The following is a 24,781-nucleotide window of genomic DNA, read 5'->3' as shown; positions in this document are numbered from 1 at the left end:
GAGTCTATCTGCCCCGAGGGCCGTGACGCTCAGATACGCCGCATCGATCGAATGAGCCCGACGGGGAGGGTGCGTTCCACATCGGCTTTTGCATCGCGGCCGCGCAGGCGCCCGCCGCCCAAACCGGCTGCTTCGACGGTGAGCTCACGGACCGAGCCGTCCGGCATGTTGATCTCGAGCGCGATGATCGCCCTGTCTTTCACCGCGCTGTCGAGTTCGCGTTTCAGCCATGCGGCATCGGCGTCCGAGCCCTCGCTGTTTCGCAGTCGTTCGATGAGCTCGCCGAATCCGGCGCGCGGCTCGGGATCGGGGGCCAGGCGGTGCCTGTTGAGGGCGATCACATCGCCGTCCTCATCCAGAGCCACAACGGGGTACCGGGCATCGGTAAGCGCCCAGTACGCCACATTGCGCGTTGCCCGCGTACGCAGCAGTGCGCCGTCCGGAAGCAGAGCCAGTGAGCTGAGCGACTGGTCGACGGCCAGCGTTCTGATCATGTCGTGATCGGGGCTCGAGATGACCGTGTGGCCGCCGTCAGGCGCAATCGAGACCCGCACGAGACCGTGCTGGTCATCGGTGCGTTCGATGAGGTATTCGAGGGGCTGTGGCACGCCGGTCAGCGAGAGCTCGTTGAGAAACTCGCGGATGCTGTCGGCGGTTTCGCCCGAGCTGAGCGCCGCGGCGATTGTGCGCTCGGTGAATCGGTAGGTCGATGCCTGCGCGCGTGATTCGCGTTGCGTCATGGCGCGCAGCCGAACGTCGAGGTGCGGCGCAAGGGGACCGGGGCTAATAGCGGTGAGGTCGTTCTGGAGGTATAGCCGGTCGACCTCGTGCGGTAGAAGGGTGATGAGCTGCCCTGCGTCGGCGGCTTTCCCCTCGCGCAGGGGGCGCGCCCACGGGGTTTCCGCCGGGACATGTCCCGGCGGCAGAAGGCCCATCAACCGTGCGAACGCGAGCAGTCGTTCCGCTGTGACCGGCCACTCGGGATCGAGCGGATACGCGCCGGACCAGAGGGCGGGGTCGATCCATCCATTGCCATCGCGCAGCCCGGCGGGCAGAACATCGCGGAAACGCTCGGCGAGCATCTCCCAGCGACGCGGTGTGGGCTTTTGTACCCACGCTGCGCCAACGGACGTCGTACTGATGTGCCCGTCGTGTCCGCGCATCAAACCGGTGTGAGTGGCAAGACGCACGAGCGCATCGGCCTCTTCGGAATCTGAGGCGATCTCCTGTTCGACGAGGCGCCGCTTCTCGCTGGCGCCAAGTGCACCGGATGCGACGCGCGTCAGTGGCCGCGCGAGAGAGCCGAAGACGATGTCGGCAATGGCGGAAATAGTGGAGAACGCGCGTTCCGCCGCATAGCTGGAGGAGGCATCATCCGCGGCAGCCGGGGCGCCTGCGGGAGTCGTCGTCAAGTCGATGTCGACGAGAGCAGCCGCCACCTCGGGCAAGGCCTTTCCGTCGTTATCCGTGAGGGCGAGGAGATCGCGCGGCTCTCCGGATGCGAGCGCCGCGAGCGTGTCACGGGGGAGAGCGGCAACGGCGAGGCGGATCTGCTCGGGCTGCAGAAGAGATTCTGCCGCATCGAAGAAATCACGCCAGGTGGTGGCGGGAGCAGCCAGCGGAGCCAGCCGCCGTGAGGCGAACAGCCCCGCAAGCGCATCATCATCTGCGGCCGCGAGCCGCTCAGCGATCATCCGTGCGGCGGAGCCGTCCACGCGGATCATTCGCGGTTCGCCCTGCCCCGACGGATGAAGCTCATGATGAGAAGCGTCAGCAGAAGCACGAAAGCCACAACGGGCCCCGCGAACTGCACGAAGAAGACGGTGGGCCAGATTCCGGTGTAGTTCGTTACCCCGACGGCGCCAGCAATCATGACGGAGATAAAGCACACGACCGACAGCAGGAGAATCCCGAGGGACATGCCAGCAAGGACCTTGTCGATTCGGCGCACAGGGGGGCCTTCGCCCGGTTTTGTGCTCATCTTTCCCACAGTAGTGCAGGGGCCCGCGCCGACATACCCGCGATAAGCTGGAGCGTTCAGGTATTCCACGACGTGCGAGGTTCACATGCCCACCGGCAAGGTCAGGTTTTACGACGAAGACAAGGGCTTCGGCTTTATCGCGTCGGACGACGGTCAGGACGTCTTCCTGCACGCCAGCGCCCTGCCGTCCGATGCGTCCGTGCGCAAGGGCAGTCGTGTTGAGTTCGGAGTTGCCGATGGCAAGCGCGGGCTCCAGGCGCTGTCGGTTCGCGTTCTCGACGCACCTCCCAGCGTTGCCAAGACGGCGCGGAAGAGCGCTGATGACATGGCGGTCATCGTGGAGGACCTCGTGAAGGTGCTCGACGAGATCAGCACGAACCTGCACCGCGGCCGATACCCTTCGGATCAGAACGCTCGTCAGATCGCCGCGGTTCTGCGAAAGGTCGCCGATGACATCGACATCTGATTCCCGCCTGCATGAGGCGCACGATCTTGCGCGCGCTGCGCTGCGTGAAATCACACCGGAGGCGACGATCGGAGCGCCGGCGGGACATGTGGTGCACGAGGATGGTGCTGTCTCGTTGCGGTTCGACGCCGCGATGCTCGGGTATCCCGGCTGGCACTGGACGGTGTCGGTTGCCGCCGCTCCCGGCGAGGAACCGACCGTCTTGGAGGTCGAGCTGCTGCCGGGTGACGATGCGCTTCTGGCGCCCGAGTGGATTCCGTGGTCGCAGCGTCTCGAGGAGTACAAGGCCGCGCAGATGGCCGCCGCCGATGACCAGGCGAACGCCGATGACCAGGCGAATGACGATGACGACGATGATGACGACGCGGATGATGAGTTCGACGAGGACGGCTCGTCGATTCTGCACGCGGGGGATGTCGACGGCGTCGACATCGACGAGCTCGATGATGAGTCGGACGATGATCGCCCGGACGACGATGATGAGTCGGATGATGACGATGCGTCCGACGGCGGCGACGGCCAGTCTTAGACTGACCTCATGACGCTCGAGATCCCTGCTGACCTTCTGCCCGCTGATGGCCGCTTCGGATGTGGCCCCTCGAAGGTTCGTGCCGCCCAGGTGACGGCTCTCGCTAATGCGGGGGAGGCGCTGCTCGGCACTTCGCACCGACAGGCACCGGTGAAGAACCTCGTGGGCAGTGTTCGCCAGCGCATCGCCGAGCTGTTCCGCCTCCCCGAGGGATACGAGGTCGTTCTCGGCAACGGCGGGTCAACCGCTTTCTGGGATGCCGCGGCATTCGGTCTGATTGAAAAGCGCGCACAGAACCTCACGTTCGGTGAGTTCGGCGGCAAGTTTGCGGCGGCCGCTGCCGCTCCGTGGCTGGACGCGCCCGACGTGCGCCGTGCCGAGCCCGGCACGATCGCGACGGCAGAGCCCACCTCGGGGATCGACGTGTACGCGTGGCCGCACAACGAGACGTCCACGGGCGCATACGCTCCCATCGTCCGCGTCGCGGGCGACGAGGGCGCGCTGACGGTGATTGACGCCACGAGCGCCGCCGGTGGCATCGACGTCGACATCTCACAGACGGACGTCTACTACTTCGCACCGCAGAAGAATCTCGGTTCGGACGGCGGCCTGTGGATCGCGATCATGTCGCCCGCCGCGATTGCGCGCGCCGAGGCGATTGCCGCGTCCGGGCGCTACATCCCCGAGTCGCTGAGCCTGGTGACGGCAATCGACAACTCGCGTAAGAACCAGACGTACAACACCCCCGCGCTCACAACGCTGCACCTTCTGGACAGCCAGCTGGGGTGGATCATCGACAACGGCGGTCTCGCCTGGGCAGACGCCCGCACCCGCGAGTCGTCGGGTGTTCTCTACGAATGGGCAGAGAACAGTGCGGTCGCGACACCGTTCGTCACGGACCCCGCGCATCGTTCTCCCGTAGTTGTGACGATCGACTTCGACGAGTCGGTTGACGCAGGGGCTGTTGCACGCACGCTCCGTGCAAACGGCATTGTTGACACGGAGCCGTACCGCAAGCTCGGCCGCAACCAGCTGCGCGTGTCGACGTTCGTCTCGATCGAACCCGATGACGTGCGTCAGCTGACCCGCGCGATCGACTTCGTTCTCGAAAACAGCTGAGCGTGGCGCGCTGATCGGCCCCCCGTTGGCGCCGGCTGGTTAGGATGGCCTCAGGAGTTTCGGCCTGACGAAAGCGCAGCGATGACGGATCTGATCGACACCACTGAGATGTACCTTCGCACGGTCCTGGACCTGGAGGAAGAGGGCATCGTTCCTCTGCGCGCCCGGATCTCCGAGCGGCTCGGGCACTCCGGGCCTACGGTGTCGCAGACGGTTGGCCGGATGGAGCGCGATGGTCTGCTCATCGTCGGAGCCGATCGCCGTCTCGAACTGACAAACGCTGGACGTCACAAGGCGATTGAGGTCACCCGCAAGCACCGTCTGGCGGAGCGCTTGCTCAGCGATGTGATCGGTCTTGACTGGGCCTATGTTCACGAAGAGGCCTGCCGCTGGGAGCACGTGATGAGCGAGGACGTTGAGCGCCGGTTGGTTGAGTTGCTCGGTCACCCCGACGAGTCACCGTACGGTAACCCCATTCCCGGTCTTCGCGATCTGGGTGATGTCCCCGAGGCACGCGTCGAGGATGCCGCCGTTGCCGTTGTGAAGTTGCTCGACCAGGGTGATGGCGAGCTGCGGGGCCGTGTGCGCCGCCTCGCGGAGCCGCTCCAGGCTGAGCCCGAGCTGTTGAAGCAGCTCCGCGATGCCGACGTCATGCCGGGGTCGGCCGGTCAGTTCCGTTACAACGAGGGCTATGTGCTCATTCAGATGGACGGAAACGACACGGCTCTCGAGCTGCCCGTCGAGATGGCATCGCACGTTTTTCTGGTCGCCGAGTAACCCCGTCGCGGGGTGACCGGTCACATTGCGGGGTGAATATCCCTCCTCAGTGTGACACTTTCGTTATCTTTCGCTACCGTGGAGTGATCGTGGGCGCCCCGACGCCTACGCACCTCGCGGGGAATCGCCTTTGCGGCTCGCCTGCCCCACGGGGTGACACTGATACCCAACCCAGTGTCGGCGAGTCGGCGTCAGATGACGAAGGGCGACGGAGGAACCACATCTTGCCAAAGAACCATTCGACGCACGAAGAGTCACCGAGTCTCGGCTCACAGGCTCTGGCACCGCGCCCCATGGACAGCCGCAGTATGGTTGCCGCCGCTCGTAAAGAGGTCCGCCTCGCCGCGCGTTCCACGCGGAAGAGCGCCGACAGTCAGAAGCGTGGATTCCGTCCCGCTCGCACCGTCGGTACGCTCGCCGCCGTTCTGGCACTGATTGCCGGTGTTGCCATCCCGGCATACGCCGCGACCCAGATCGACGATGTCGAACAGGCAGAGGTCAGCGTTCGTCAGCAGGCAGAAGGAGAAGCCCAGGGCTTCGCCACGTCGGCCGACGCCGCTGTTCTGGACCTCGCCTCCACAACGTACTCGGCAACATCAGCCGAGGAAATCGCGCAGAAGAAGGCAGAAGAAGAAGCCCTCGCACGCGCCCTCGAGGCCCAGCGTCAGCAGGAAGAGCACGCGCGGCAGCAGGCTCTCCAGCCCGACCAAGAGGCGCAGCCCACCGATGGCGCCGGCGGAGGCGCTCCCGCTGCGGTCGATGCCGCCCCCGCTCCTCCCGTTGTTGGGGCAGGCGGCTGGGTCACTCCGGTTGCTCCCGGAACGTACACGCTCGGCGACGGCCTGGGCGCCGGGCGCGGACATCAGGGTGTCGACCTTCTTGCTCCGACAGGAACGCCGATTTATGCCGCGCAGAGTTGTGTGGTCGGCTATGTCGGCTGGTCCGGTGCTTTCGGAAATCTCATCACGCTCGACTGCAACCTTGATGGTCAGCAGGTGACGATCAAGAACGCCCACCTCATGGATGGTGGCTTCGCGGTCAGCGCCGGCCAGCACGTTGCCGCTGGCGAGGTCATCGGCTACATGGGGAGCACTGGCCGATCGACAGCGCCGCACCTTCACCTGGAGGTCTGGGTCAACGGCTCGCTTGCCGACCCGCACGCATACATGGCGCTGTAACAAGCCAGAGTTTCGCATCGCCCGCCCCTCGTGCGAGGGGCGGGCGATGCGCATTTCAGCACCCGTTCACGCCCAGGATTCCTCCCGGGCGTGTTGCATGCGTTACTCTGTTCGCGTCGTCGTCAGCGAGCGCACGAGAGGAAAGGTCTCATGGAGTCGCACCCGAGCATTCGAACCACGGATGCCCTGGGGCGCTATGTCCTGAGGCATTGTGAGTACGTGAGCCGCACCGCTGGTGCGGAAGGAATCAAGGCGCTGTCCATGGGACGGCGCCTTTTTTGTCTCTCGTCCTCTCTTCTTATGCGCCGAACACGCGGCGATCTCGAAGTGATCCCCCCGGAAGCCATCCGGGGGAGAGCGAAAGGACGCAACACATGCGCACCCTGGTATTGAACGCGGGCTATGAGCCCCTTGGCATCGTTTCATTCAAGAGAGCGATTGTTCTCGTGATGAATCAAAAGGCGAGCGTTGTCGAACGCGACGACGATGATCCCGTGTGTGGGCCGTCGGATATGTACGATCGACCGGCCGTGATTTTGCTGAGCAGATACGTTCGGGTGCCGCGAGAAAGGTCGGTTCCCGTGACGCGGCGCGGCGTTCTGCGGCGTGATGGAAACCAGTGCGCGTATTGCGGCCGAAACGCCACGACGATTGACCACGTGCAGCCCCGTTCCCGTGGCGGGGCGGACTCCTGGGAAAACCTTGTCGCGGCGTGCCTCAAGTGCAACAACATGAAAAGCGACCGAACACCGCAGGAAATGGGGTGGGACTTGCGTTTTGTGCCTCGCCCGCCGCAGGGTGTGTCTTGGGCGGTACGCGGGTCCGAGCGTGCCGATCCTTCCTGGGAGCCTTATCTGTCGATGGCTGCCTAACAGTCGCCACTAATTGAACGCTCATTCGCCTAAAGGTGTCTTGTCTGACGAATGTGATCTATTCTGTTGTTATGGCAAAGCAGGTTATTCATCAGCTCATCGACGACATCGATGGAACCGTACTCGAGCCCGGTCGCGGAGTCAGTGTTTCCTTCTCGCTCGAAGGAAAGAGCTACGAGATCGATTTGACGGAGGCGAACGCAGAAAAGCTGAAGGCGGCATTGGAGCCTTATGTTGCTGCGGGTCGTCGCGTCATGTCCACGGTTGGCGCAACGCGTCGACCCACGCGCAAGCCCGTTTCCGGCGGGCGTGACCTCACGGCCGTTCGTGAATGGGCGCGTGCACAGGGGCACACGGTCAGCGATCGCGGCCGCGTTCCCGACGCAATCCTTCAGGCATACGACGCCGCGCACTGACACGGCTCAGCCACCTGAGAAAGCGCGCCCGAACCAGTCGTTAGACTGTTCGGGCGCGCTGTGCGTTTGCCTCTGTAGCTCAGTGGATAGAGCATCGGTTTCCTAAACCGTGTGTCGCTGGTTCGAGTCCAGTCAGGGGCACTTCACTTTCTTCGCAGGTGAGGAGCGGATTTCTGTCGCTCCCTACCGCGCGCCAGCACCGAGACCGGCTCTCAATTGGTCGGTATGTGGTCGGTGGAGCCGTTCGAAACAGCTGGCACCGATTGGTTGTTGCTGAGTTCGGCGGCACGCCGATCGAGTCGCGCTGCCAGGTCGTCGAGCTCGGTCGGGAACATCGACGCGTAGTGCTTCAGCGTTGTCGACGCATCGCGATGGCCCAGCATCTTCGAGACTGCCGAGACGGTGGCACCGGCCTGAAGAGCGAGAGATGCGGCTGTGTCGCGGAAGCAATGCGGCGTGAAATCCGTGATGCCCACAGAAGCCACAGCGCGGTCGAGCACCCGCGACCGGTAGTTGCCGTTCCGCAGCGGTGTTGTCGGCGTTGACGAGTGGAACACGAACGCGTCACAGTCGAGCTTCGACGTCCACTGGGCGAGCGCCCGCGAAACAGTGCGGGGGAGTGGCACAGTGCGTGCTTGATGGCTCTTCACATCTCCGAGGTGAAGGACACCCTTGACCTCGCTCCACGCACGAATGATGCGCAACGTTCCATCGGCTCGAACATCCGCGGGACGAAGCGCCGTCAGCTCACCCCAACGGAGACCTGAGTAGCCCGCGACGAGCACAAGCAGGCGATCTTTCTCGCCCGGCATCGCGTCGGCGAGCTTCCACAGTTGCTCATGGGTAAGCGGATGGGGCTCTCCGGCTTGACTGGCGGGAAGCTTGATGCCCAGCGTGGGATTCGTCTGGATTGCGCCATCACGCATCGCGAGATCGAACGTTCCACGCAATGCGCCGAGAGCGCCGCGAGCAGTCGAAGCACTGTGCGACATGGCGAGGCCACGTGCCCAGGCGGCAACGTCGGAGTGCGCGATCATTCCAAGGGGTTTGCGTCCGAAGGCAGGTGACACGTGAACACGCACGAACCGCTCGCGATCAACGACCGCGCTGGGCTTCCCTCCCATCTTGGAGGCAAGCCAGAGCTTTGCCCACTCATCGACCGTCACGGCGTCGTGCTTGGTCGAATCGAACCAACGCCCCGCTGCGAGAGCATCTTTCGCCTCGCGCTCCCATCGTTCGGCGTCGCGGCGACGAGAGAACGTGCGTGAGGTGATGTATCGCTGGCGGTAGTAGACGCGGACGCGGTATTGACCACTCGGTCTTCGATCAATCATCGCGATGGCTCGCAGAGCTGTGACTCGAGGTATGCATCGAGATCGCCCGGTCGATACCTCACTTGAGCGCCAACCTTGATGTATCGAGGGCCGGTGCCCTGACCGCGCCACGCTCGGAGTGACCCGACGGAGACCGTCAGCCACATTGCTGCGTCGTGCTCGTTGAGAAGCACAGGGGCTCCCGTCGGCGATATGGTCGTCGAATTCATGATGTGGGATCCTCCGAATCGGGCTGCCGCGGGGCCCCGGCCCCTTGCCATAGAAGGGGGTGCTTGCGTGCCGACGCTTCGCGGACGATGGTGGCGTACTGGGGATAGGTGACGTAATCACTGCGAAAGAACCGAAGCGGTACTCCGGCCTCGGCGAGGAAGCCGCGGCCTGGGTGGGCCTCGATTAGCTGCTTGGTCTGCTCGGGCGTCGCGTTCGGGAGCAGCATCTTTACGCTGTCGGCGTTCTCGACCGCCATCACGATCGCGCGGGCGTACTGCGCGCGGTCGTGAAGCACGGCGGCTTCCGGGCGCTGAAGTATCGTCATCACGTGGATCGCGGCCTTGCTCCCTTCGCGGAGCAGCCTGCCGACAACTCGACGGATCTCATCGGCCTGTTTCTTGCCGGCAGCGGTGACGAGGCCGGCATACTCCTCAAGCACGCAGACCACTGCGCCGACGCGAGGGTCTTCGTAGACATGCGGCGGAAGCTGATCGATGCCGAGGCGCATGAGCCGCGCAATGCGCGAGTCCATGAGCCTTTCGACCGACTGAAGTACTTCCACGGCGTGTGCGATCTTTTCCGGGCTCGTCCCGAGAGCGAAGTCACTGTCTTTCCCCTCCGAAGCTGGACCAAGCAGTACACCAGTCGGATCGATGCCGCAGAGCCGAACCCATGGGATTTGAACAGCGTCACTTAGCATTCTGTAGGCCGCGACCGACTTGCCGCTCCTCGTCCTTCCGGCGAGGACGGTATGCAGGCTGGCAGGGTGATAAGCGACCCGCGTGCCGTCTTCTGCGGTGCCGAAGTCAATCATGAGTGACGTCGATTTCCACAGCATGTGCGAAGCACGTCAACGCATCTGCGAGGGTCCAGGCCTCGTGGCTGAGCATTGTTAAGCGCGTCTGCGGACCTTCGAGGACAACCACTTTCCGCGTGTCCTCCAGGCCCGAAGCGAGTCGAATAGAGACTGCGCCTCCGACATGCTGAATACCAACGTCGACAGGCCCGCCATTAACCTTGTGGACCTGCCGATGCTTGCGCTCGTGAGTTGCCCGGCGGTCATGGTGGTCATGAGGGATGTCGTGCAATGCCCGGGTCAGCAACGTTCGGAGCGCTCGTGCGTCTTCAACTCGGAGGTGCAGTTCCTGCCCATCGACAACAATGACCACGACGGTGTCGTCAGTCTCAGTGTCGAAGGACGCGACGCCGATCGAATCCGCAATTGGCGGCGTGGCCGGATGGGTAGTCGTCGAGTCACCGCGCGCTCCATCGCCGTACTCAACACCTTCGACGCGCAGATCATCTGTGGCCATTGCTCCCACCACCCTTTCCCAGGAAGTCATCGGCGGTGACCTGTGCAGCGGCGTCGGGTACATCTGTGAACGCGCGCTGCACACCTGCGAGGGGATCTCGGATGTGCGCGACGATCATTGCTTCTCCAGGACGGGCTCGGCTGACTTCCACGCGATCCGCTCCCCAGACGTCCGCGATCGTCTCCTTAGCCTTTTCTATTTGAGTGGTACCGCACGTGGGCGTGAGCCGGACGGTCGCGCCCCAGCCCGCCGGATGGGGCTCAAGGCGGATGATGCGGGGGCCGGACGGGGAACCGTTGCCCGTTGCCCGTTCCGCGGCACGAACGACGTATGGAACCCGCAACCCGAGTGCGTCGCGGGGCATCCATCCGCATGACTCGACCAGGGTGGGCCAGGTTTCGAGAACCTTCGCACTGATGCTGAGCAGCGAGCCGGGCGTTCCGTTACCAACAAGGACGGCGAGCTTCAACCAGGTCGAACCACGCCGCCAGGCCCAAATCACTACGAGCGCAGCGGCCGCGAACGCTGCGATTCCGAAGATCACGGAGAAGAACCGCACGCCGACGATTGACGACAAGAATAGGCATCCCACGAGCACCGCGAGACGGTCCAAAGGAAGGAGGTAGATCAACTGGCGGACGTCTGGCCAGCGAACTGAAGACAACATAATTGAACTGCTCCGATCGTGTGGGAATCAAGGTGGAGGTTCGAAGGAGGGGGGCGGGTATCAGCCGCCCCTCCTTCTTCGTGGGGGGCTCTAAGCGCCCTTACGCGAGCCCTGTTTTCCGTGTGGCTGAGGGAAGAGCACGTTTGATGCATGGTTCAGCACCGCGATCGCGCCATCCAAATGAAGGATCACTTCGTGCATCGCTTCGTTGAACGCGCGATTCTCACTCCCGAGGTCATCGACATCGGTGTGCTCATCGAGCGCGTATCGAACGTTGATGAGCGCATTTCGCCGTTCGCGAAACTCCTCTTCGTGGATCACGATGCCTCCTTCGCCTGGCGGCGGGCGGCCTGGCTCACCAGGTCCGCGATCGCTCCCGCCGGGCGCAGGTTTTCGACCCAGAGCTTTCCCGCGATCTCTCCACGCGGAGCACCGCCGTTAAAGCCCGGTCGAGCGTCAGCGCGCACCGTGAGCTCAGCTGTACCGTCGCCGACGAGGACTGAGCCAGCGGGGATATCCGTCTCCCCGAAGTCTGTGGCCGTTTCGATTGTCATGCCCTCCAACGCAGACCCATCGAGGAAGGCAGTTGCACCACGGAGTCGGTGGACCGCGCGACCAGCGCGTGTGACCACCTCGCCCGTTGCCACGCCGTCCACGAACTTGGCGGCGGGGCGTGAGGTTGCACCGCCAACGATTGTGATCTTCTCTGCATTCACGGGCAGGTGTACTTGGTTCGCCATATTTCTGCATTCCTTCTGTTCGTAGCCGGGCAATCCCGGATAGATGTCTTGTGAGACAAACTGTCTGTTAGAGTGATCACCTAGGTGGACCCGGGACTGCCCGAGTCGACCCGTGACCATCGGGGTCGATCCGTGACTAGCATCCCGACTGGCACGGAGAGAGTCAAGCTGGCAAATGGGGCACACGGGAAATTCTCAGGAACTGTGAGACAATGAGCCTATGCAGGACTTAACTGCCGCAGAGGCATGCCAGGAGCTCGGAGGGATCGCCGGGACAACCCTTGCGACGCTCAGGGCGACGGGAGTAATTGCTGGCGACCAGGTGGGGCGGACGGTGAGGTACCAAGCGGCTGATGTTGCCCAACTCCGCGACGCACCAGCGCCGCCGGCGGAGCCCGCGTGGATCGTACGGCTCGGTCGGAGCCGTTTCTCGGAGGTTGACGATCGTTGGATCGGCTGGGATGAGTCGTGGTCGGAGGGTCGCAAGCGTGAAGCGGCAAGGCAATGGTGGCGGATCGCGGACCCTGATCGCTACGTCGGACAGACGCTCGTCGCGACAGTCGCTCAGTGGGCGGTTGGTGCGTGGCGAATCGCCCCTGGCGGCAAAATCCATTTTGGACTTGCGTCGTTCCAGGTTGATTCGCACCCGGACCCGGGAGCATGGATCGGCTCCCGCTTCCCGATTAGCGGTGGCCCTGTAGTGCTCCATTGGCCACCTAAGTCGGGTCGATCCAGGCCGTCATGATGTCGAAGGAACAGCTACTTGGAACGCTCGTGGATCGAGCCGCGACGATGAGATTCACGAAGCCGGTGAGGTTTCGCGCGAGACCGGGCGACGGGTGGGGCCAAGCTACCTACGAGAAATCCGAGGCAGAGTTCGCGGAGGATGCCAGACGAAACGCGCATTGGCTCCAGGGGACACTCGAAGCGAAGTTCGCCGAGGATCTAGCGCCATACCCCGAGCATTGTCGGGACGAGCCTCAAGAGATTCCCGAGTCCGTTCCGTATCGAAACGTTTTCGAGCGTGCGAACCTGACGGTCGATATTGCGGGACCATACTGGAGCGGCGCTGTTGCCGATCTGTCCCAGCTGACGGAGCCGGACCGGCGTTGGGTGTTCGATCGACTTGCGCCTACGGCCACAGCGGTTGGACGTGAGATCGGGTACTTCGCGAAGGAGGAAAAGTGGACATGGATCTGGGGTCAGCCTCAGCTCCTGGCGGAACCCCCGAAAGAGGGGCGCGGCGCACCGCCCAAATTAGTCCGACCCGACATCGTGGTGGGTGGGCCCAAGAATAGCTTCGGGGTAATTGACCTCAGTGTGTCGAGCGCCGGGCATCGGTCCAAGCTCGACGCCCACGGCCATCCACGCAAAAGCGTGCGTAGCGACATGGCTCGGTGGATCAAGCTCCTTCAGCGGGCTGGGTATAGATACGACTCCGAGCTTGGTGCTCAACTGCTATTGGTCGAGCCCACAGAAGAAGCGAACGTGGCGATAGCTTGCCGCTGGGAGCGAGTCGAGATCTGAAGGATGTCAGAGAAGGAACCTCGCCGTTACGTCGGCGCATGATCCGGAATGGACACGCGAATCGATCGAGGATCATCTATCCGCCAACTCCTTGACGGTTAAAGTCGCGGAGTCGTTCTCGTTGATGAGGTCAGCCATTCTTTGGGGATCGAATCTGTTGGCGTCGTCGTCACGGGCTTCGACTGCAGTGGCCTCCTGAGCGCGCCATTCGTCGCCGTACGCTGACCACCACGGGCACATGTCGTCGTGCTGATCCTTGTCGCACGCGTGGGGTCCGGGACCATGATGCGCTCCGATCGTGCGTTCCTCGAACGGGCGCGAGTGCGAGCAGTGGATCATCTCCGGGATGCCCGGTGAAGGTTTGAACATCGGTACCTCGCTCACGGAACATTTCTACACGATCGGTGACGACGAGGGACAGCTTTCCGGGCGGTTACACGCCGATGTCTGCTCGCACAGTGAACCTCGCCCTAAACCACGCTCCGCGGAAATTCCCCTTCCATGAACAAGGGGCCCGCTTCGCGGGCCCTCGGCCTGTGGCCGTGCGTCGCGGCATGCGGGCTTCGCCCGGTCCGCGCCGCCCGTCCCCAGTCCTCGGAAGGGATGTGCGAGGGCGGGTGGCGTCAGTTTCTGGCCGCTTTGCCGTCAACCGGGCGCCTGCGCGGGTGTAGGACATGACGAATGGCCCCATCGTCGTCAATGAGGCTGGCTGGTAGGGCGGTCGTCATGGAGCGGCTTGTGCGTGCTCTTTCGCTTCCCAGGCGTCTCGGGCGCGTTCAGCCCGTAGATCGTTCGCGAATCTCGCCCACCAGGCCTGATCTTCGCCGTTGGTGTCGTCGTCAGCCACAGGGTAATTCGCCGCTGCCCAGGCCATCCGCTCCTCACGTATCTGCTTTCGTGTGAGCTGCGAGAACGACCACCCCGTGCGATTCTCAGTCGGGCGACTCATCGTGACGGTGTGACCGCCGTACCCGAGGTTGCGGTGCGCCGCCCTGATGCAGTTGACGGGGCCTTCGTCCGGGCAGTCCTTGCATCGCACGTGAAGCCGAGCGGCAGCGCGCAATCGTTCTACGAACGCCAGGCGGTCCGGTGACGGATCGCTTCCCGCCACGTCCTGGCCAGGTGTGATGTCCTTCAAGCTGTAGTTCAGGGCCTTCGAGACGTAGGAGATGACGCGTGTGGCTGCAGTCGACATGTTGACCGGAAGATCGACCTCGTGGCGGCGGCGGGCGGTGATCTCGCGGTCCTGAACGCCCTTCTGGCCCCACGCCATCATCTCGCCGGTTGCCGGATGAGCGGCCTCGGCTCGTCGGGCAGCTGCACCGAGACTCGCAGCAGACGACGGTGACCCGGCAGGGACGCGGACGATCGCATGCGCGTGCAGAGCCATCCGGGCCTGCACCTCGCGAACGACGAAGTATTCGAGCGACGGCTCCTGGCGGCGCATGGCATCGACCGAGGACGACCACAGGCGCGACAGTCCGCCGTGCCATCGCACCTGTCCGTTGTAATCGTAGGCATCGATGTTGACGGGGAGTCCTCGTAGCTCGACATCCTCGGGGGAGTGCGCTGCGCCGCATGCGCACCGACGGCGTACCTTGTCCCAGGGCTTCGGCACTCGATGGACGGCACCGAACGACGGCGCCGAGAGCGTGATGAAGAAGTAACGGTAACCTTCGACGGGCCGACCATCGGCGTCGTACATGCCAGAGCGGGCAAGGCGCTGCCAATCACCGCGATATTGAGCGGCGCAGGAAGGGCAGGCGGCAGAACGGCGCGACTGGCAGCGCACGTAAACCCCCCGCTCAACCTCGTATGGGCGGGCGCAGGCAGAACGCCTCAGAACCTCCGCGATTATTTCGCGGGCGTCCCCTTTGATATCCACTGCGGTCTCCGAAACCGGAGGCGCAGCTCGTCATGAGCAGCGCTCCTGTCTTTGGAGCCGGGTCGGTGTGGGGTCGGTGGAGTGCGCGAAACCGCTCGAACTGGTTCGCACGATTCGGAGCTGCCGAGCTGTCGCTGAATGCGATCGGGGCGGCGTCCAACGCATCGATTACTGCACTGGATGGTTTCCTAAACCGTGTGTCGCTGGTTCGAGTCCAGTCAGGGGCACATAATGTCCGAAGTTCCAATATGCAGCCAAATGGATGGTGTTGGGGCTTCGGACTTTTGCGTTGTGGCGGCGTGGGCCGCGGACCACGTGTGGGCGTCGCTGGCCTTGTCTGGGTCGAGGATGAGGGCGTGAGGAACGAACTGGTGACAGTTTCGGTTTAGGCCGCGAGTGTGAGCGGCTCGGTTAGCTTGGCTTCGAACTCGATGGGCGTCAACCCACCGAGGGTGTCCTGTGCTCGTTGCCGGTGGTATTTCCGCTCGATCCAGACGACGATGGCCAGTCGAAGTTCCTGCCGCGTTGCCCACCGCTGCTGGTTGAGCACGTTCGTCTGCAGCACTGACTGCCCCTGTCGGCATGCAGGATGCAGCCAGCGACCTCACCACGGCGGCGCTGCGCAGACGAGAGAATCCCCGCCTGAGAACACAACTTCCATGCCGTCCGTCAGCTCATCCGCCAACCCGCACGGCGGGCCTCGTCGGCGAGGTATCGGTATCCGAACGTCGGATCGTCGTGGTGAGCGTCGTGCAGGACGTTGATCCGGTGCGCGCGGAGCACGTCCGCGTCCCGGACAGGGTCGTTGCGCCACCGGTAGTAGGGCTGGCGGGCGAGCTTGAGGACCCGGCACGACACCGTGACGGGGATGCCGTACTCGGCGAGCTCAGATACGAGCGGGTACGTCATTTTGGGGAGCCACCGAGTTTCAGATTCGCCTGCGACAGATACGCCGCAGCCTTCCGGAGCACCTCGTTCTCCTGCTCGAGTAGGCGAATCCGCTTCTTCAGCTCCCGCGCTTCCGCAGCATCCGCCGCAGTCTGGCCAGGCCGACTGCCTTCTTCGACGTCGGCCTGGTGGAGCCAGTTTTGCAACGTCGCTTCGCTGATGCCGAAGTCAGTGGCGATCTGGTTGATGGTGACGCCGCTCTCACGGCTGCGAGCGACCGCGACAACGTCCTCGCGGAACTCTCTGGGGTATGGACCGGGCATGATGAGATCCTCCCCGTCACCGCCTCCCGACGCTAACGATCAGTTGTCACCGATCCATTCCTCACGCCCCTGCCCTTTAATCTTGCGAGAACGCCAAACGGTCGGCTGGCACTCAAGGGTCCGAACCTCCTTAGCGATTCGCAAGAGCCATGCAGTCACACCGAGAGACACTCCGGAGTGAATGCCAACGGCGAACACATCCTGCGGACTTCTAGATCTAACAACTAGATGGCAAACAGGGTGCAGCCGTCGGCCTGATGGTGAAGTTTCGCCACTGGCGCACACGTCCTGCGACTCAGGTGTCGGAGATTGTCGCGATCTCGTCGCGGATGATGTCGAGCGCCCAGGCGCAGTCGTCCTCTGGTGACTGGTGGATGAGGTGGAACGCGAGCCCGTCAACTAGCGCGTGCAGCCGACGAGCTTGTCGTGTCGTGGCTGGCGTGTCCCTCTCTCCGGTGAGCATCTCGACCAGACGCACGCTGAGTCCTGCGAGCTGCCGGTGCGCGTCGTCTCGCACTTCCACCAGTTCGGGCACCGCGGCGCGCTCGGCGAACAGCGCGAGGTTGACTTCGAGCTCTGCCCGGCTGTCGACCTCTAGCGGAAGCACGTGCTGGACGATGGCGAACACATACTCGCGCGGATCATCGTGAGGTGTCGTGGCAAGGAGCCTCTCAGTGGCGCGCTCCACCATGAGCTCGGCGGAGAAGCGCACGAGTTCCGAGCGCGTCGGGAAGACGTGTCTGAGCGAGCCGACGACGACGCCGGCGCGCTCGGCAACGGTACGGACGGAGACCGCGGAGATGCCTTGGTCGAGGATCACCTGCCATACCGCTTCGGCCAGCTGGGCCTTGCGCGCATCCCGGTCCATCGTGCGTGACATGCTTGCACTCTAACACGGTCGTGCTAGAGTGGCCATGTTAATAGAAGCACGACTGTGCTAATGGTTTGGTGGAGGAGGCTCCCGCTGGATACGACGAATTTGGGCACCCTGGTCGTGCTCGCTCTGGTGGACTCGATGAGCTTCGGGACGCTGCTGATTCCGGTCTGGCTGCTCATGACACCTGGCGGGGTGCGCGTGGGCCGGGTGCTGGCCTTCCTGATCGCGGTCGTGCTCGCGTATTTCCTGATCGGTGTCGCGCTGCTGCTGGGAGCGTCTACTCTGCTCGACACGTTCGATCATGTGCAGGGCACCGAACCGTTCCTGATCGGACAGTTCGTGATCGGTGCCGCTCTATTCGGCGTGAGCTTTCTCATGGACAGCAAGGGCGCGAAGGCTCGGGCCGCCGAACGCGCGGCGAACGGGGAGGGGCGCATCTCGCGATGGCGCGCAAAAGCGATGGGCGACGGTGTCGCCACGACCGGGTCGATGGCGACGCTCATGGCGCTCGCAATCACCGCGGTGCTCGCTGAGGTCGCGACGATGCTCCCGTATCTCGCGGCCATCGGGATCATTACCGCCGAAGGGCCCGGTCTGCCCGGCGACGCCGCCCTACTGGCGGGGTACTGCCTGGTGATGATCATGCCCGCCTTGGTGCTGATGTTCGGGCGCATCGTCGCCCGTGACGCCCTCGAAAGTCCGTTGACGAGGCTCGACCGTTGGCTCACGAAGAACGCGCAGTCCACGACCGCGTGGATCATCGGCATCGTCGGCGCGATCCTCGCCCTGCGAGCCGTCTACGACCTGGGGTGGATCGGCGGCTGAGACTCATGCAGCCCGCCCCGCTCATCACGAGAACTATGAACATGAGAAGGAGTACGATGACTGACTATCTCTTGGAGGCCCACGACGTTAGGCGCGTCTTCGGTTCGGGGCAGACTCGGTTTGAAGCGTTGCAGGGCGTGACCGTGCAGATCGCGGAGGGTGACTCGCTCGCTATCGCCGGTGAGAGCGGGTCGGGAAAGTCCACACTGCTGCACATCCTGGGAGCACTCGACCGGCCCGACGCGGGCGAGGTCCGCTACGACGGCGCCGCGCTGAGCGAGATGTCAACCTCGCAGACCGACGCGCTGCGCAACCGGGAGTTCGGGTTCGTGTTCCAGCAGTTCTACCTGGACGAGCGCGCAACTGTGCTCGAGAACGTCGCCCTGCCGATGACCATCGCCGGCGTGCCCCGCACCCAGCGACGCGAGAGAGTGCATGAGGCGCTCAAGCGGCTGGGCATGCAAGAACGCATCGACGAGCGCGCCGGCCGGCTCTCGGGCGGGCAGCGGCAGCGAATCGCGATCGCCCGCGCCCTCGCGGGACGCCCGCGCGTACTGTTCGCCGATGAACCTACCGGCGCTCTGGACACCGAGAACGGAGAAGCCGTAACGAAGTTCCTGTTCGAGCTGAACGAGCAGGACGGGATCACGCTGATCCTCGTCACCCACAGCCGCGACCTCGCCGACCGGTGCGCCAGACGGATCACGATCAGCGACGGACAGCTCCTCCACGACGACGCCTTGCACACCACCACGGAAGGGGCCGCCCTGTGAAGTTCACTGACCTGCTGCGCACCACCGCAACGAACACCTTCCGCCGCCCGCTGCGCGCCTGCCTGACGATCGTCGCGATCATGATCGGCGCGTTCACGTTCACCATCACCAGCGGTCTGGACACTGGCGTCAACGCCTACATCGATTCCCAAACCCGCGCGGTCGGCGCGACCAACACCGTGCAGGTGACCGCTACGAATCCGACCTCGTTCCTCAATGAGCAGATGGAGGAGTATGACGAGGACATGGCCTCAGCCGGCACCGACATCGGCCAGGGCATCATGAGCGAGGACGACATCTCCCGAATCGAAGACCAACTCGGTCCCGGCGACCAGCTCACCGCCACCAGCCAAGTCACCCCGCTCTACTACTCCCATGATGAGGGGCAGCGCTACCGGTTCATCTACAACGGATACTGGCCCGGCAAAGAGATGAACCTCGCCGCAGGCGACCAGCTCACCGACGACACCGACCAAACCCAGATCATCATCCCCACCTACGCCGTCGGACCACTCGGCTTCTCTACTCCCGACGATGCGATCGGCTCCACAGTGCAAGTCGGGGTGCTCGGCCAGGACGGGCAGACCCGAGATCTCGACGCCACCGTCGTCGGTGTCCAGGTTCGCTCCCTGATCGGAGGCAACCTGCCGTTCGGTAACGAGGCGTTCAACGACGACCTCCAAGAGCTCTCCGCGATCGGTGCCGAGCCAGGACAAGCGCAGTGGTATCCGACCGCGCTGGTCACCAGCGACGACGTCGACGCGGTCATGACCGTCCTGGAAGACGAGGGCTTTGCTGTTTCGACCGCGGAGTACATTATCGGCGACTACCGCTCCATCGTGAGCGCGGTACTGATGTTGCTCAACGTTCTGGCCGCCGTCGCGATTGCCGCCGCAATGTTCGGCATCATCAACACCCTGCTCATGTCCGTGCAGGAACGCACCCGACAGATCGGCATGTTCCGTGCCCTCGGAATGCCCCGCCGCACCGTGTTCTCCTCAATCGCCCTCGAATCTGTCTTCCTCAGCGTCATCGGTGGCATCATCGCCGCCGCCCTCGCTATCACCGCCGGAGCCCTGCTCGGCCCCGTCGCTCTGGAAGCCGCAGGCCTCGACCTCCCAGGCCTGACCCTGTTCGAGTTCGAGCCACTGAACGTAGTGCTTATCATCGTCGGCGTGATGCTCGCAGCACTCCTTGCCGCAGTACTGCCAGCGCTCCGCGCTGCGCGACTCGAACCAATGCATGCGCTACGCAGCGACACATGATCCAACGGGGCACATCACACGGGAGGAGGCGACGCGAGCAGAAACGCGAGGTCGTCGCCTAAAGCCGCCGTAGACTGGAATCGGCAGAAACCAGCCAAGGGCGTGAGGAACGAACTGGTGACAGGTTCGGTTTAGGCCGCGAGTGTGAGCGGCTCGGTTAGCTTGGCTTCGAACTCGATGGGCGTCAACCCGCCGAGGGTGTCCTGTGCTCGTTGCCGGTGGTATTTCCGCTCGATCCAGACGACGATGGCCAGTCGAAGTTCCTGCCGCGTTGCCCACCGCTGCTGGTTGAGCACGTTCGTCTGCAGCAACGACCAGAACGACTCCATCGCGGCGTTGTCTCCGGCGGCGCCAACGCGACCCATGGACCCGACCATGTCGTGACGGCGCAGCTCGCGGGCCATGGCTCGGCTGCGAAACTGACTGCCCCTGTCGGCATGCAGGATGCAGCCAGCGACCTCACCACGGCGGGCGACGGCGTTGCGGAGCGCGTCAACGGCGAGCTTCGCGGTCATCCGATCCGAGATCGAGTAGCCGACGATCCGGTTCGAGAACACGTCCTTGATCGCGCAGCAGTAGAGCTTGCCCTCGGTGGTGGTGCGGTGCTCGGTGATGTCGGTCAGCCACACCCGGTTCGGCGCGTCAGCGCGGAACACGCGCTTCACGTGATCATCGAACACCGGCGGGCCAGCCTTCTTGCCCTTCCCGCGTCGGCGGCGCTGCGCAGACGAGAGAATCCCCGCCTGAGAACACAACTTCCATGCGGTCCGTCGGCTCATCCGCCAACCCGCACGGCGGGCCTCGTCGGCGAGGTATCGGTATCCGAACGTCGGATCGTCGTGGTGAGCGTCGTGCAGGACGTTGATCCGATACGCGCGGAGCACGTCCGCGTCCCGGACAGGGTCGTTGCGCCACCGGTAGTAGGGCTGGCGGGCGAGCTTGAGGACCCGGCACGACACCGTGACGGGGATGCCGTACTCGGCGAGCTCAGATACGAGCGGGTACGTCATTTTGGGGAGCCACCGAGTTTCAGATTCGCCTGCGACAGATACGCCGCAGCCCTCCGGAGCACCTCGTTCTCCTGCTCGAGTAGGCGAATCCGCTTCTTCAGCTCCCGCGCTTCCGCAGCATCCGCCGCAGTCTGACCAGGCCGACTGCCTTCTTCGACGTCGGCCTGGCGGAGCCCGTTCTGCAACGTCGCTTCGCTGATCCCGAAATCGGTTGCGATCTGCTTGATGGTGACGCCGCTCTCACGGTTGCGAGCGACCGCGACAACGTCCTCGCGGAACTCTCTGGGATAGGGACCGGGCATGATGACATCCTCCCCGTCAGCGCCTCCCGACGCTAACGATCAGTTGTCACCGATCCATTCCTCACGCCCGGGGGGTGTTTGTGTCCTGTCCCCGGCCGCAGCTTCGTGCGTGATGGGTCGTGTGCGGGCGAACGGCCAGTGTGCAGCATGTGTGTGGGGTACAGCGACAACCTGAACCGCGTCTTCGTAGGTGACCCGACCGGGCGCAGTCGTCCTGAGTTCAACCCAGCCTATTTCATGGCGGTCAAGTAGCTTCAAGTATTGTCGCGTCATCGTGATGAGCTCTTTTGCTGATGACTTAAACCACGATCGCGCCCCGGGATTCTTGTCTCGGTCGTAACACTCGGGCTCAACTGTTGTCGGATCGGCGTACAGTTCGTTCGCGAGTGCATTAGTTGCCCTTAGCCACCCGAAGTCTTGAGCAGAGAGAGCCCCATCTGCTGCCAGCCCATTTGCGAGCGCAAAAACCCCAGGCCAGTTTCCATGCCTGTTCGGGACGACACTCTGGTACCGGATGAACTCCATCATCAACTCAATCTACGTCGGCACGCGGCAACGAGCACCTCTCGCCGTGCGTGACACTAGATGTGCGCGAGCTGCCTCGCAGCGGGGAGTGCGTCCTCGCGCGGGCAGCCTAATGTGGTGCCAGGGGTCGTCCCGTGAGGATGCTGGCGGCTCTGCGACTACTGAGGCGGTACCAGCCGAAGCTTCGTGAGCGAGCGATATGGCTTGCCTGGCGAGGCCAGGAAGGACGATTCCGAGCTGTCGATGTATCAGTCGGTGGTGCAGATCGGGCAGTAGACAGGTGTGTATGCCGGCACGTTGCGCGGCTGGACTCCGCCGGCCGCGATCGATGCGGGCGCGCAGCTGAGGACGCTGACAAGTGATGCTGACCGGTCCAATCAGCGCTCGGGCGCTCGAGCTCAAGACACGGCGATTCTCTCGGCGGCGTTCCGCCTCGGCTACGTCCCGCCCGACGAGTACGAAGCCGCGTGGTGCGCGGACCTCGAAACACCAGCCCACCTGGCGCAGGCACCACATAGTGGCGGCCGCGAATCAGGGACAGTTCAAAAGATCTCAGCCATGGAAGTGGTTCTGGGGTACATTCGGTCGAGGACAGCGTGGTGGGCGCCGACACGATGCGGCACCGACACCCACCACGCAGAACGTCTAGCGAGCGGCCAGAAGTTCTTCCATCTCTGCGATCTCCGTGGTCTGCGCATCGATGATCGTCCGCGCGAGCTCGACAGCATCCGGAGAGCTGCCGTGATCGATCTGCGTCTGCGCCATCACGACGGCTCCCTCGTGGTGGATGATCATCTGCTCGAGGAACAGCGACGATGCGTCGGCGCCGCCAGCGGCATCGAGGGCCGCCAGGTCGTCTTCGCTCATCATCCCGTCGCCATGATCCATGTCATGCATCTGGTGCTCGTCGGGTGAAACGCCCCAGTCGTCGAGCCACGACTGCATGAGCTCGATCTCGGGGCCCTGAGCAGCCTTGATGGCTTCTGCCAGGCCCCGCACCTGCGGGTCGGCATCGTCCTTCGCCAGGATGATGTCGCTCATCTCGATGGCCTGCTCGTGGTGCACGATCATCATCGAGGCGAACTCGACGTCCGCGTCGTTGATGACGACCGCATCATTGTGTGAATCGGGAGCGTGACTCGCCACCGTGTTGTTGTCGGGACCTGCCGAGCATCCGGCCAGAACGAGGGCAGCGGAGAGGGCGATTGCGGCGGTTACCGCGGGACGAAATGTCATGAGAATTCTCCAGTATCAGGGTCGCTTGTGGGACGCGTGCGCCATGAACGGCGCCGCGTGAACGAGGGGAACCGCGAGACCACGGGGGTGCGGCGGTTCAGCAGCCCCTCACGTGCGACTGATGCAGAGAACGTGCAACGACGGAGCCCGGGATAACAGGCGTGGAACGGCGCCGATACGGAGCGCCGGCCAGATCGGTGTGTGCCGGCGTCCGGGCAGAAGCCGCGGGGGGACCACGAAGAGCAGACCGAGCAGGAGTGCGAGGAGGCACGCCATCGCCATGCTCAGATGCTCACCCGATACGCAGTGCGTGCACGCTCCGTGCGTCTCCTCGCTTGTTCCGTGCGAGTCATGCGTGGCTGACGCTCCGTGATGCGTCCCGTCAGCAGAGAGAGCCTGGATCGATACGGCGCCGGACGCGTGAGCTGCTGGTGTGCCATGCAGGTTCAGCGTGTGCATCGCGAGCACCCCGAGAATCACGGCGGCCGCGAGGACGCCGCCCAGCAACAGGCGCCGAGAGAGGCGACGAAGGCCCGTCTCGGATGCTGTCGCCGGCAGGGAACTCATGACGACAAGTGTACGGTGCCGACCGTCGCGCGGCGCGCCGTCTCAAGGTCCGGTGAATCGGGCACAGCTACGCTCGAATCCATGAGCACACGACGCAGCTGGGTGAGCAATGCGGTCCGGCTTCTCGAGGCCGACGCCAATCGCAGCGCCGACACCCACCTGCATGTCTTTCCCCTTCCTGTCGACTGGGGGATCGACCTGTATTTGAAGGACGAGTCGGTTCATCCGACGGGGTCGCTGAAGCATCGTCTTGCCCGGTCTCTGTTTCTGTACGGGCTTGTCGGAGGGAACATCGGCCCCGACACCGTTCTCGTGGAGGCCTCCAGCGGCTCGACGGCCGTCAGCGAGGCGTATTTCGCGCGCATGCTGGGTTTGGAATTCGTCACGGTTGTTCCGCGATCGACGAGCCGCGAGAAAATCGAGCTGATCGAGTTCGCGGGTGGCCGGTGCCACTACGTTGACGAACCGCTGGAGGTGTACGCGGAGGCACAGCGTCTCGCGCACGAGTGCGACGGGCACTACCTTGACCAGTTCACGTACGCGGAGCGCGCGACCGACTGGCGCGGAAACAACAACATCGCTGACAGCGTGTTCCAGCAGCTCCGCCATGAGAGGTTCCCCGTTCCCGCGTGGATCGTTGTCGGCGCCGGAACCGGTGGCACGAGTGCCACGTTCGGACGGTATGTGCGCTACCACCGCCACGACACGCAGCTGGCCGTTGTCGATCCTGAAGGCTCCGCGTTCTACGAGGCGTGGCGCACGGGCGACACGGGCTACGAAACGGGACTCGGCAGCCGCATCGAGGGCATCGGCCGACCCCGGATGGAAGCGTCGTTCATTCCCACGATCGTCGACGACATGATGCGCATCCCCGATGCGGAGTCACTCGCCGCAATTCGCGTGCTGCGCGAGCGCACAATGCACTGGGCGGGCGGCTCCACCGGCACGAACCTCGCGGGAGCCTTCCGGCTCATTGCCCGGATGCGCGCCGCGGGGCAGACGGGGTCGATCGTCACGCTCATCTGTGATGGCGGGGCGCGATACGCCGAGACGTACTACAGCGATGAGTGGGTTGCCCGGCACGGCATGGATATGGCGCCGTACCGGGCCCGCATTGATGAGTTCCTCGACACCGGAGCCTGGCGCGAGGACGTGTGAGGCTAGTGTGACGCGAGA

26 protein-coding genes, 1 tRNA gene and 1 pseudogene are annotated in these 24,781 nt (G+C 63.9%); 13 read left to right on the top strand and 15 right to left on the bottom strand.

Annotation, left to right across the window (positions count from 1 at the left end; genetic code table 11):
- Nucleotides 1-29: 29 nt before the first annotated feature.
- Entirely contained in the window at nt 30-1,724 is a 1,695-nt protein-coding gene (locus G6N81_RS06100; RefSeq protein WP_241245090.1) for a helicase-associated domain-containing protein, read from the bottom strand.
- Nucleotides 1,721-1,981 carry a multidrug ABC transporter ATPase gene (locus G6N81_RS06095; protein ID WP_165134475.1) on the bottom strand — a complete coding sequence of 87 codons (261 nt, stop codon included), beginning with the start codon at nt 1,979-1,981 and terminating at the stop codon, nt 1,721-1,723. Before G6N81_RS06095 ends, G6N81_RS06100 begins: the two co-directional genes overlap by 4 nt.
- A gap of 85 nt (nt 1,982-2,066) precedes the next feature.
- Between G6N81_RS06095 and G6N81_RS06090 the strand changes: the two genes are divergently transcribed.
- The 8 genes from G6N81_RS06090 to G6N81_RS06055 all read left to right on the top strand — a co-directional run bounded on the left by G6N81_RS06090 (nt 2,067) and on the right by G6N81_RS06055 (nt 7,479).
- Nucleotides 2,067-2,447 (top strand): cold-shock protein, encoded by a 381-nt coding sequence (locus tag G6N81_RS06090; RefSeq protein ID WP_165134472.1) that lies wholly within the window; start codon nt 2,067-2,069, stop codon nt 2,445-2,447.
- Nucleotides 2,431-2,976, top strand: coding sequence for a DUF3027 domain-containing protein (locus tag G6N81_RS06085; RefSeq protein WP_165134469.1), 546 nt, complete (start codon nt 2,431-2,433; stop codon nt 2,974-2,976). Before G6N81_RS06090 ends, G6N81_RS06085 begins: the two co-directional genes overlap by 17 nt.
- Before the next feature lie 9 nt (nt 2,977-2,985).
- Nucleotides 2,986-4,095 (top strand): phosphoserine transaminase, encoded by a 1,110-nt coding sequence (gene serC / locus G6N81_RS06080; protein WP_165134466.1) that lies wholly within the window; start codon nt 2,986-2,988, stop codon nt 4,093-4,095.
- A gap of 81 nt (nt 4,096-4,176) precedes the next feature.
- A complete protein-coding gene (locus tag G6N81_RS06075; RefSeq protein WP_165134463.1) occupies nt 4,177-4,872 on the top strand; it encodes an iron-dependent transcriptional repressor DtxR in 696 nt (231 codons plus the stop codon).
- 224 nt (nt 4,873-5,096) lie between these two features.
- Nucleotides 5,097-6,050 (top strand): peptidoglycan DD-metalloendopeptidase family protein, encoded by a 954-nt coding sequence (locus G6N81_RS06070; protein WP_165134460.1) that lies wholly within the window; start codon nt 5,097-5,099, stop codon nt 6,048-6,050.
- Nucleotides 6,051-6,424: 374 nt separating this feature from the next.
- Nucleotides 6,425-6,922, top strand: a complete 498-nt coding sequence (locus G6N81_RS06065; RefSeq protein ID WP_165134457.1) for an HNH endonuclease — start codon at nt 6,425-6,427, stop codon at nt 6,920-6,922.
- 71 nt (nt 6,923-6,993) lie between these two features.
- Nucleotides 6,994-7,338, top strand: coding sequence for a histone-like nucleoid-structuring protein Lsr2 (locus tag G6N81_RS06060; protein ID WP_165134454.1), 345 nt, complete (start codon nt 6,994-6,996; stop codon nt 7,336-7,338).
- A gap of 68 nt (nt 7,339-7,406) precedes the next feature.
- A tRNA-Arg gene (locus G6N81_RS06055) sits at nt 7,407-7,479 on the top strand.
- Nucleotides 7,480-7,550: 71 nt separating this feature from the next.
- Here the strand turns inward: G6N81_RS06055 and G6N81_RS06050 are convergent.
- The 6 genes from G6N81_RS06050 to G6N81_RS06025 all read right to left on the bottom strand — a co-directional run bounded on the left by G6N81_RS06050 (nt 7,551) and on the right by G6N81_RS06025 (nt 11,602).
- Nucleotides 7,551-8,672 carry a tyrosine-type recombinase/integrase gene (locus tag G6N81_RS06050; RefSeq protein WP_165134451.1) on the bottom strand — a complete coding sequence of 374 codons (1,122 nt, stop codon included), beginning with the start codon at nt 8,670-8,672 and terminating at the stop codon, nt 7,551-7,553.
- A 205-nt stretch (nt 8,673-8,877) separates the two neighbouring features.
- Nucleotides 8,878-9,696 carry an FtsK/SpoIIIE domain-containing protein gene (locus tag G6N81_RS06045; RefSeq protein WP_165134448.1) on the bottom strand — a complete coding sequence of 273 codons (819 nt, stop codon included), beginning with the start codon at nt 9,694-9,696 and terminating at the stop codon, nt 8,878-8,880.
- Nucleotides 9,689-10,195: a hypothetical protein gene (locus G6N81_RS06040; protein ID WP_165134445.1), complete on the bottom strand. Its 507-nt coding sequence runs from the start codon at nt 10,193-10,195 to the stop codon at nt 9,689-9,691. The genes G6N81_RS06045 and G6N81_RS06040 overlap by 8 nt, the downstream gene beginning before the upstream one ends.
- Nucleotides 10,182-10,862 (bottom strand): hypothetical protein, encoded by a 681-nt coding sequence (locus tag G6N81_RS06035; RefSeq protein ID WP_165134442.1) that lies wholly within the window; start codon nt 10,860-10,862, stop codon nt 10,182-10,184. Before G6N81_RS06035 ends, G6N81_RS06040 begins: the two co-directional genes overlap by 14 nt.
- Before the next feature lie 90 nt (nt 10,863-10,952).
- Nucleotides 10,953-11,183 carry a hypothetical protein gene (locus tag G6N81_RS06030; RefSeq protein WP_165134439.1) on the bottom strand — a complete coding sequence of 77 codons (231 nt, stop codon included), beginning with the start codon at nt 11,181-11,183 and terminating at the stop codon, nt 10,953-10,955.
- Complete coding sequence (locus tag G6N81_RS06025; RefSeq protein ID WP_165134436.1) at nt 11,180-11,602, bottom strand: hypothetical protein; 423 nt, start codon at nt 11,600-11,602, stop codon at nt 11,180-11,182. The genes G6N81_RS06030 and G6N81_RS06025 overlap by 4 nt, the downstream gene beginning before the upstream one ends.
- 792 nt (nt 11,603-12,394) lie before the next feature.
- On the opposite strand from G6N81_RS06025, the gene G6N81_RS06020 reads away from it, so the two are divergent.
- Nucleotides 12,395-13,129: a hypothetical protein gene (locus tag G6N81_RS06020; protein ID WP_206527912.1), complete on the top strand. Its 735-nt coding sequence runs from the start codon at nt 12,395-12,397 to the stop codon at nt 13,127-13,129.
- A 72-nt stretch (nt 13,130-13,201) separates the two neighbouring features.
- On the opposite strand, the gene G6N81_RS06015 is transcribed toward G6N81_RS06020, so the two are convergent.
- The 4 genes and pseudogenes from G6N81_RS06015 to G6N81_RS06000 form a co-directional block, all read right to left on the bottom strand.
- Nucleotides 13,202-13,513 carry a hypothetical protein gene (locus G6N81_RS06015; RefSeq protein ID WP_165134430.1) on the bottom strand — a complete coding sequence of 104 codons (312 nt, stop codon included), beginning with the start codon at nt 13,511-13,513 and terminating at the stop codon, nt 13,202-13,204.
- Nucleotides 13,514-13,853: 340 nt separating this feature from the next.
- Nucleotides 13,854-14,921 (bottom strand): replication initiator, encoded by a 1,068-nt coding sequence (locus G6N81_RS06010; protein ID WP_338144008.1) that lies wholly within the window; start codon nt 14,919-14,921, stop codon nt 13,854-13,856.
- Between the two features lie 478 nt (nt 14,922-15,399).
- Nucleotides 15,400-16,225: pseudogene (locus G6N81_RS06005) on the bottom strand (transposase).
- 295 nt (nt 16,226-16,520) lie between these two features.
- The gene (locus tag G6N81_RS06000) at nt 16,521-17,105 is read right to left on the bottom strand and encodes a TetR/AcrR family transcriptional regulator (protein ID WP_165134424.1); all 585 of its coding nucleotides are present in this window, start codon (nt 17,103-17,105) and stop codon (nt 16,521-16,523) included.
- A gap of 135 nt (nt 17,106-17,240) precedes the next feature.
- Here G6N81_RS06000 and G6N81_RS05995 point away from each other — a divergent pair, with 135 nt between their 5' ends.
- The 3 genes from G6N81_RS05995 to G6N81_RS05985 are packed head-to-tail and all read left to right on the top strand — an operon-like array spanning nt 17,241 to nt 19,965.
- Nucleotides 17,241-17,927 carry a GAP family protein gene (locus G6N81_RS05995; protein WP_241245089.1) on the top strand — a complete coding sequence of 229 codons (687 nt, stop codon included), beginning with the start codon at nt 17,241-17,243 and terminating at the stop codon, nt 17,925-17,927.
- 56 nt (nt 17,928-17,983) lie between these two features.
- The gene (locus G6N81_RS05990; RefSeq protein WP_165134421.1) at nt 17,984-18,700 is read left to right on the top strand and encodes an ABC transporter ATP-binding protein; all 717 of its coding nucleotides are present in this window, start codon (nt 17,984-17,986) and stop codon (nt 18,698-18,700) included.
- Nucleotides 18,697-19,965 (top strand): ABC transporter permease, encoded by a 1,269-nt coding sequence (locus tag G6N81_RS05985; RefSeq protein ID WP_165134418.1) that lies wholly within the window; start codon nt 18,697-18,699, stop codon nt 19,963-19,965. The genes G6N81_RS05990 and G6N81_RS05985 overlap by 4 nt, the downstream gene beginning before the upstream one ends.
- A 131-nt stretch (nt 19,966-20,096) precedes the next feature.
- Here G6N81_RS05985 and G6N81_RS05980 read toward each other — a convergent pair.
- The 3 genes from G6N81_RS05980 to G6N81_RS05965 all read right to left on the bottom strand — a co-directional run bounded on the left by G6N81_RS05980 (nt 20,097) and on the right by G6N81_RS05965 (nt 23,605).
- Nucleotides 20,097-21,277, bottom strand: a protein-coding gene (locus G6N81_RS05980; protein WP_378731642.1) for an IS3 family transposase whose coding sequence is annotated in 2 segments (ribosomal slippage) — nt 20,097-21,008 and nt 21,011-21,277 — 1,179 coding nt in all. Because the reading frame shifts where the segments join, the coding sequence is not laid out codon by codon here.
- A gap of 1,170 nt (nt 21,278-22,447) precedes the next feature.
- Nucleotides 22,448-23,038 (bottom strand): DUF305 domain-containing protein, encoded by a 591-nt coding sequence (locus tag G6N81_RS05970; RefSeq protein WP_165134415.1) that lies wholly within the window; start codon nt 23,036-23,038, stop codon nt 22,448-22,450.
- A 108-nt stretch (nt 23,039-23,146) separates the two neighbouring features.
- Nucleotides 23,147-23,605, bottom strand: a complete 459-nt coding sequence (locus G6N81_RS05965) for a DUF6153 family protein (RefSeq protein WP_241245088.1) — start codon at nt 23,603-23,605, stop codon at nt 23,147-23,149.
- Nucleotides 23,606-23,686: 81 nt separating this feature from the next.
- Between G6N81_RS05965 and G6N81_RS05960 the strand changes: the two genes are divergently transcribed.
- A complete protein-coding gene (locus G6N81_RS05960) occupies nt 23,687-24,763 on the top strand; it encodes a PLP-dependent cysteine synthase family protein (protein WP_165134412.1) in 1,077 nt (358 codons plus the stop codon).
- The last annotated feature ends 18 nt before the right edge of the window (nt 24,764-24,781 follow it).

Source organism: Microbacterium amylolyticum (assembly GCF_011046975.1).
In the GTDB taxonomy this organism is placed as follows: domain Bacteria; phylum Actinomycetota; class Actinomycetes; order Actinomycetales; family Microbacteriaceae; genus Microbacterium; species Microbacterium amylolyticum.
Note: the sequence above shows the minus strand (reverse complement) of the source record. Positions and strands in the feature narration are given on the sequence as shown.

What these genes read in the sequence shown, in the direction of transcription:
- G6N81_RS06100 (WP_241245090.1), bottom strand. Translation starts at nt 1,724, where the DNA reads ATGATCCGCGTGGACGGCTCCGCCGCACGGATGATCGCTGAGCGGCTC.
- G6N81_RS06095 (WP_165134475.1), bottom strand. Translation starts at nt 1,981, where the DNA reads ATGAGCACAAAACCGGGCGAAGGCCCCCCTGTGCGCCGAATCGACAAG.
- G6N81_RS06090 (WP_165134472.1), top strand. Translation starts at nt 2,067, where the DNA reads ATGCCCACCGGCAAGGTCAGGTTTTACGACGAAGACAAGGGCTTCGGC.
- G6N81_RS06085 (WP_165134469.1), top strand. Translation starts at nt 2,431, where the DNA reads ATGACATCGACATCTGATTCCCGCCTGCATGAGGCGCACGATCTTGCG.
- serC (WP_165134466.1), top strand. Translation starts at nt 2,986, where the DNA reads ATGACGCTCGAGATCCCTGCTGACCTTCTGCCCGCTGATGGCCGCTTC.
- G6N81_RS06075 (WP_165134463.1), top strand. Translation starts at nt 4,177, where the DNA reads ATGACGGATCTGATCGACACCACTGAGATGTACCTTCGCACGGTCCTG.
- G6N81_RS06065 (WP_165134457.1), top strand. Translation starts at nt 6,425, where the DNA reads ATGCGCACCCTGGTATTGAACGCGGGCTATGAGCCCCTTGGCATCGTT.
- G6N81_RS06060 (WP_165134454.1), top strand. Translation starts at nt 6,994, where the DNA reads ATGGCAAAGCAGGTTATTCATCAGCTCATCGACGACATCGATGGAACC.
- G6N81_RS06050 (WP_165134451.1), bottom strand. Translation starts at nt 8,672, where the DNA reads ATGATTGATCGAAGACCGAGTGGTCAATACCGCGTCCGCGTCTACTAC.
- G6N81_RS06045 (WP_165134448.1), bottom strand. Translation starts at nt 9,696, where the DNA reads ATGATTGACTTCGGCACCGCAGAAGACGGCACGCGGGTCGCTTATCAC.
- G6N81_RS06040 (WP_165134445.1), bottom strand. Translation starts at nt 10,195, where the DNA reads ATGGCCACAGATGATCTGCGCGTCGAAGGTGTTGAGTACGGCGATGGA.
- G6N81_RS06035 (WP_165134442.1), bottom strand. Translation starts at nt 10,862, where the DNA reads ATGTTGTCTTCAGTTCGCTGGCCAGACGTCCGCCAGTTGATCTACCTC.
- G6N81_RS06025 (WP_165134436.1), bottom strand. Translation starts at nt 11,602, where the DNA reads ATGGCGAACCAAGTACACCTGCCCGTGAATGCAGAGAAGATCACAATC.
- G6N81_RS06020 (WP_206527912.1), top strand. Translation starts at nt 12,395, where the DNA reads ATGAGATTCACGAAGCCGGTGAGGTTTCGCGCGAGACCGGGCGACGGG.
- G6N81_RS06000 (WP_165134424.1), bottom strand. Translation starts at nt 17,105, where the DNA reads ATGTCACGCACGATGGACCGGGATGCGCGCAAGGCCCAGCTGGCCGAA.
- G6N81_RS05995 (WP_241245089.1), top strand. Translation starts at nt 17,241, where the DNA reads ATGAGCTTCGGGACGCTGCTGATTCCGGTCTGGCTGCTCATGACACCT.
- G6N81_RS05990 (WP_165134421.1), top strand. Translation starts at nt 17,984, where the DNA reads ATGACTGACTATCTCTTGGAGGCCCACGACGTTAGGCGCGTCTTCGGT.
- G6N81_RS05970 (WP_165134415.1), bottom strand. Translation starts at nt 23,038, where the DNA reads ATGACATTTCGTCCCGCGGTAACCGCCGCAATCGCCCTCTCCGCTGCC.
- G6N81_RS05965 (WP_241245088.1), bottom strand. Translation starts at nt 23,605, where the DNA reads ATGAGTTCCCTGCCGGCGACAGCATCCGAGACGGGCCTTCGTCGCCTC.
- G6N81_RS05960 (WP_165134412.1), top strand. Translation starts at nt 23,687, where the DNA reads ATGAGCACACGACGCAGCTGGGTGAGCAATGCGGTCCGGCTTCTCGAG.